This is a genomic window from Paracoccus broussonetiae (genome assembly GCF_031854425.1).
Classification (GTDB): domain Bacteria; phylum Pseudomonadota; class Alphaproteobacteria; order Rhodobacterales; family Rhodobacteraceae; genus Paracoccus; species Paracoccus broussonetiae.
In genome coordinates this window covers 1-6,008 of the sequence record NZ_JAVRQI010000036.1, presented here as the reverse complement: position 1 = coordinate 6,008, position 6,008 = coordinate 1, and the positions used below count along the sequence as shown (strand labels likewise).

Sequence of the window (6,008 nt, the reverse complement as noted above, 5' to 3'; positions counted from 1 at the left end):
AGACAGTTACCGACCGGGCACGAATATGCGGGCCTGGCTTTTCACCATCATGCGCAATCGCTTCTTCACCAATTGCCGCAAGGCCGCGCGCGAGGCCCCGGGAGCGGCCGATTGCGCATCGGTTCGACCGCAGGTCGGCCCCGATCAGGAATGGCACATGATGGCGATCGAGCTTCATGCCGCCCTGCAGGCCATGCCAGCCCATTACCGCGAGGCAATCGTGCTGGTCGGCGCGCTGGGGGTCACCTATATCGACGCCGCCCGCCTGCTGGATTGCGACATCGGCACCATCAAAAGCCGCGTCAACCGGGCCAGAGGACAACTGCGAAGGGTCCTGGAACCAGAGATCTAGAAGCGTTCTCAGCCGTCCCATCGCTGCTTCAGGAACAAATACATCCTGCAGGCGTTCATTCCCGCGGATTCGCGGCCCTGCGCATCTGCGCCTTTCATGAAGGCGTCCCCGGAACCCACCTGACATTGGAGGGTGGCCTGAACGTATCCGAAAGCAAAGACAGCTTCCTGCTGCGCCTCAGCGATCGGCTGTGGTCGATGTCCGACGCCCAGGAAATGGCCGTTCTGGCCACGGATCTCGTCGGGAAATATCTGAAGACGGATCGCATATTCTTTACGGAAACGCGCGATGCGCAGCCCGCGGCGCGCGGGGCGGAACAGGCCGAGTGGGCGGGTCATGGGCGCGATCCACACCGAACGACGATCGCGGGCGACATCGCGGCGGACCTGCGGATACCAGCCTCCGTGCGCCAGGACCTGCTCGACACGGGCATCCAGGCCTTGCTGGTCGCCCCGGTCCTTCAGGACGGCAACCCGGTCGCGCAGCTGTGGCTGGAGCAGCACCAGATACGGTCCTGGCAAGAGGATGAGATCAAGCTGGCCCGACTTGCCGCCAAGATGGTCTGGAAAGCGATCGAGCGGAACCGGCTGGAGACCGGCCTGCGCGCCTCCGAGCAGCTTCTGAATCGCAACCAGATCCTTCTCAGCGCGCAGAAAGAGGCGTTCCGGGCCGCGATGGACGGCGCGCCGCTGGCGGACTCGCTGGGTATTCTTGTCGCTGCCGCCGTTCAGGGCACCGATACCGGGCTGCGCTGCGCCTTCTATCTTGCCAATGCGGATGGCGCGCTAAGCCATGTCGTGGGCATGCCGGAATCCTATGCCGCGCGTGTGAGCGGGTTTGTCGTCTCGCCGGAATCGCTGGCCTGCGGGTTGGCGGTCGCCTCGGGCGAACCGGTTGTCACGGTCGACATCCTTGAGGAACCGCGCTGGGAATCCTGGAAATGGCTTGCCGTGAATTACAACTATCGCGCCTGCTGGTCCTTCCCGGTCGAGACTGCCTCGGGGAAGCTGGTCGGAGCGCTGACAATGTATTTCCCGAACCCGCGCAGTCCCGCAGCCACGGATGTCGCGCTGGCCGCGGGGCTGACCCAGACGGCAGCGATCATCATTTCGCGCACCCAGTCCGAAGCGGCATTGCGCAGCACCGAAGGGCGGCTGGCCAAGGATCTTGCCTCGATGAGCGAGCTGCACAGTGTGGTCCGCGATCTGGTCGGCAGCAGCGAACCCCAAGCGCTTTACGACCGCATCGTGCGCGCCGCCGCCCTTCTGATGCGCGCGGACGCGGCCAGCCTGCAGGTTCTTGGCCCGCAGGACAAACTGCTGCGACTGATCGCCCATCGCGGAATCCCCCCGTCAGCGGTCGGCCAGTGGGAGCAGGTAAGCCTTAAGGACGCCGGCGTGGCGGGGCGCGCCCATGCCGCTGCCGACCGCGTATGCGTCGAGAATATCGACACGTTCGCGGCGCCGCCCGGCGAAACGCTTGTCTATCGCCTCGCCAATTTTCGCGGCGTCCAGTCCACCCCCCTGTGCACGCATCAGGGCGTGATCCTGGGGATGCTGTCGACGTTCTGGCAGAACCCTCGCCTTGCCAGCGACCGCGAGCTGAGGTTTTTCGATCTTCTGGTCCGCATGGCCGCGGATCTGGTCGAGCGCATGCGCGCCGACGAGCTTCTTCGTCTCAGCGAGGAACGGTTGCGCCAGTTCGGAGAGGCTTCCCGCGATGTCCTGTGGATCCGCGATGCCCGGACAATGCAATGGCAGTATCTGACCCCCGCCTTTGAAGACGTCTATGGCATGACGCGCGACGAGGTGCTGAAGGGGGACAATTTCCGCAGCTGGCTTCGCACCGTGTTCCGCGACGACCGGCGGCGCGCCATAGGCGCAATGCGGCGCGTCCGTCAGGGCGAGCATACCCACTTTGACTATCGCATCCGGCGGCCCGCCGACGGGACGGTCAGGTGGCTGCGCAGTACCATTTTCCCGATCCGCGATGCCTCGGGCGCGGTTGCCCTGATCGGGGGCATCGGGCAGGACCTCAGCGAGCTTCGCAGAACCGGCCTTCGCCTTCAGACCTTGATGGAGGGCATTCCGCAACTTGTCTGGCGCGCCGTGGATGGCGGGCAATGGACCTGGTCAAGCCCGCAATGGACGAAGTTCACGGGCTTGAGCGGCAAGGAAAGCCACGGCCACGGCTGGGTCGCGGCCATTCATCCCGACGACCGCGAAGCCGCGCTTCTCAGCTGGCGTGAGGCGATACAGACCGGGAATTTCGCGATCGAGGCGCGCATCAAGGGCACCGGGACGCAATATCGATGGTTTCAGAACCGCGCCACGCCGGTCCGTGACGAACTGGGCGAGATCGTCGAATGGTTGGGTACGTCGACGGATATCCACGACCTGCGCGAGCTGCAGGAACGGCAGCGGGTGCTGGTGGGCGAACTTCAGCACCGGACGCGCAACCTGTTGGGCGTGGTGAGATCACTGGCGGACAAATCGATGCGAAGCAGCACCGACCTGACCGATTTCCGCGGTCGTTTCAACGACCGGATCGACGCTTTGGCGCGGGCGCAGGGGCTGCTGTCCCGCCTGCACGACGACACCCGCGTCACCTTCGACGCCTTGCTGAAAAGCGAACTGGGCGCCCTGGGTGGACGGTCCGAACAGATCACCCTGCGCGGGCCAGCGGATGTCTTCCTGCGGTCCTCGACCGTCCAGACGCTTGCGCTGGCAATCCACGAACTTGCGACCAATGCCGTCAAGCACGGCGCGCTGGCCCAGGCACCGGGCCACCTTCACGTGACCTGGCGCATGGACCACGCCGGCCCGGAAGGCTCACCAAGGCTTGATATCGACTGGCGGGAAAGCGGCGTCACGATGAAGGCGCGGGACGTGTCGGATCTGGCGGTCGGCAGCGGCCGCGAACTGATCGAACGCGCGCTGCCCTATCAGGTCGGGGGCGAGACAAGCTTTCGCCTTGAAGCGGATGGCGTGCATTGCAGGATCCGCATTCCCGTCTCCTCCAGGCATCCGGAAACGTCCGGCAATGGCTGAGACGGCCCGCCTTTTGCGCGTCCTGATCGTCGAGGACGAGTTCCTGCTGGCCGACGAGATGCGCTCCGCCCTTCAGGAAAGCGGGGCGGTGGTCGTGGGTCCTGCAGGCAATGTGCAGGCCGCGTTGAACCTGATTGCCCGGAGCGAACTTGACGTCGCCGTCCTTGACGTGAACCTGCGGGGGGAAACGGTGGTCCCTGTCGCGCGCGAGCTGCTGGCGCGCGCAATCCCCTTTGCCTTCGTGACCGGATACGACATTGCCGCAATCGATGGCTCACTTGCCCAGGCCGCGCAGTTCGAAAAGCCCGTCAATCTGGCGGCCCTGACCCGATGGGTCTGGGGTTTCAGTTCAGATGATCCCCATGCCTCGTCTGGAACTCGCGGGTAAGAAGCTCCATCAGCCAGCTTTTCAGCTTGTGCGGGCTGTCGTCGCGCTCGGTCGTCTCGATGGCGACCTTCAGCGCCGCTTCCACCAACCGCTCGGCCGATGCCTTGTCCGGCATCATCCGCCGCGCCTGGACCAGCATTTCGCGAACCACGGACTCGATGGTCTCGGCCGGGGGGGTGCGCCCCTCCTCTTGCCGGGAACGCAGACCGCTCAGCAGCCAGCGCGCGTGGCCGGGCTTGTTGTACACATCGGTCGGGCAAAAGCGCGACGGCACAAGCTGGGGGTCGTAGCCGGTATAGAACAGGAAGGGGATTTGCAGCGCCTGCAAACTGTCCGCGATATGAAAGGATGTGCCGTCGCCCAGCCGGACATCCAGAATGGCCGCGTCCACGTCATCGAAGTTCATCGCGCCTTCTTCAAGATTGGCATATGGGCCGACGACCACCTCTCCCAGTTCAAGGATCTCGCGAGCCAGTTGATCGGCCACAAGATAGTCGTCTTCAACGATGAGAATGCGCATGGTGTCGTCCCTTTCTTGCAGGAAGGTCCGCCCGGACCGCTGCACAAGGCCAAGCCCGGTAGGGAAGGATCGCCGATGATCGTCACGACTGTTTTCGTGACTGGCGGTCGTCCCATTGTCGCCCAATGCGCAGGATGACACAACAGCTAACTGGGAAATCGTGGTGTGGCCGCAGTCGAGCCGCCCGAACCTGCCGCCCGGAATTTGCAGATTATCGATGGCAGGACACAGGTGCCGGTCGGGGTCGTCCAATGCTCGGCCGCCGCCTTGCCTTTCAGGCAAGTATATCAACGCGGCGGAAATGACTTGCTATTAATTTGCAAATTTTAAATGTCGTCGTCAAAAAGAAGGGGCCGCGAAAGCGGCCCTTTCCTTGTCGATCAAAATATCCCGGTGACATACAGCAGGATAATCACAACGATCGGAACGCCAAGCAACCAGGCCAGAATTCCTTTCATGATACGCGTCCTCCTTATTTGCATCGAACGAACGCCATGAAAATGACTGTGGTTCCAAAGAACCGACAAAGAATGCAACCTTTGCACGCGGATGCAGGACAGCGGCTGGCCCAATGATCCTGCGGAAGAAAATCAAAAAACTTCGGGAACATTTCCGATGTTTGGCTGTTGGGGCTGCCCTGATGGCGGTCAGGGTGCCAGTCGCAGGCACCTTCCTGCCGCGCGGCCCCAGGAAGCAGAAGGGAGCAGCATGAAACACTATCCCAAACCCCCGTTCCCCGAGCAGACCCAGGAACTGCCCGGAACTTTCCAGGTGATGGACCCGAAACCGGATCACGGAGAGACCTCGTGGCAGGGAAAGGGCAGGCTTGAAGGCCTTGTCGCGCTGGTGACGGGTGGCGACAGTGGCATCGGGCGGGCCGTGTCGATTGCCTATGCCCGCGAAGGTGCGGACGTCGCCATCGCCTATCTGAACGAGGATCAGGACGCGCGTGATACCGCGCGCCTGATCGAAGAAGCCGGAAGGAGATGCCTGCTTATTCCGGGCGATCTTGGCAGTGCCGAGCATTGCCGCAACGTGATAGAACGCACGGTGGAACAATTCGGCCGCATTGATGTTCTTGTGAACAATGCCGCCCATCAAATGAAATTCGACAGCATTGCGGAAATCTCGGACGAGGAGTGGCGCAGAACATTTTCGGTGAATATCGACGCCATGTTCTATCTGATCAAGGCGGCGCTGCCGAACATGCCCTCGGGCAGTTCGATAATCAACACCGCGTCGATAAACTCTGACAAACCGAATCCGGAACTTCTCGCTTATGCGACGACAAAGGGCGCAATCCAGAATTTCACCATGGGCCTTGCCCAATTGCTGGCCGAAAAGGGCATTCGCGCCAATGCGGTTGCGCCGGGGCCGGTCTGGACCCCCCTTATCCCCGCAAGCTTTCCTGCCGAGGATGTCGCGAAATTCGGGCAATCCTATCCGATGAAGCGGCCCGCGCAACCGGTGGAACTGGCCTCGGCCTATGTGATGCTGGCCGATCCGATGTCCAGCTATGTCTCGGGCGCGACGATCGCGGTCACTGGCGGCATGCCGATGATCTGAACTTGCGACGGCCGAAGGGGCCGGACGCAGCACATTGAAATCAACTTCGGAGATCGGACATGAACGCAATCCCTGTGCTTGCGATGGCGGTGGTCTTTCTGGGCGGTCCGGTCCTTGCCCAGCAGGCGACGG

The 6,008-nt window shown here is 62.7% G+C and carries 6 protein-coding genes; 4 read left to right on the top strand and 2 right to left on the bottom strand.

Going from position 1 to position 6,008, the window contains the following annotated elements; all coding sequences use genetic code 11:
• The coding region (locus RM190_RS23145; RefSeq protein WP_311761844.1) for a sigma factor-like helix-turn-helix DNA-binding protein at positions 1 to 352 on the top strand (352 nt) is incomplete at its 5' end.
• Positions 353 to 360: 8 nt separating this feature from the next.
• Here RM190_RS23145 and RM190_RS23140 read toward each other — a convergent pair.
• On the bottom strand, positions 361 to 705 hold the full coding sequence (locus RM190_RS23140; RefSeq protein WP_311761846.1) for a hypothetical protein: 345 nt from the start codon (positions 703 to 705) through the stop codon (positions 361 to 363).
• Here RM190_RS23140 and RM190_RS23135 point away from each other — a divergent pair.
• Together RM190_RS23135 and RM190_RS23130 are read left to right on the top strand one after the other, a co-directional pair.
• Positions 604 to 3,402 (top strand): PAS domain-containing protein, encoded by a 2,799-nt coding sequence (locus tag RM190_RS23135; protein WP_311761845.1) that lies wholly within the window; start codon positions 604 to 606, stop codon positions 3,400 to 3,402. The genes RM190_RS23140 and RM190_RS23135 overlap by 102 nt on opposite strands.
• A complete protein-coding gene (locus RM190_RS23130) occupies positions 3,395 to 3,790 on the top strand; it encodes a response regulator (RefSeq protein WP_311761843.1) in 396 nt (131 codons plus the stop codon). The genes RM190_RS23135 and RM190_RS23130 overlap by 8 nt, the downstream gene beginning before the upstream one ends.
• Here RM190_RS23130 and RM190_RS23125 read toward each other — a convergent pair.
• Positions 3,747 to 4,562 (bottom strand): response regulator, encoded by an 816-nt coding sequence (locus tag RM190_RS23125; RefSeq protein ID WP_311761842.1) that lies wholly within the window; start codon positions 4,560 to 4,562, stop codon positions 3,747 to 3,749. The two genes, RM190_RS23130 and RM190_RS23125, sit on opposite strands and share 44 nt — an antisense overlap.
• A 456-nt stretch (positions 4,563 to 5,018) precedes the next feature.
• On the opposite strand from RM190_RS23125, the gene RM190_RS23120 reads away from it, so the two are divergent.
• Positions 5,019 to 5,876, top strand: a complete 858-nt coding sequence (locus RM190_RS23120) for an SDR family oxidoreductase (protein ID WP_311761841.1) — start codon at positions 5,019 to 5,021, stop codon at positions 5,874 to 5,876.
• Positions 5,877 to 6,008 lie beyond the last annotated feature (132 nt).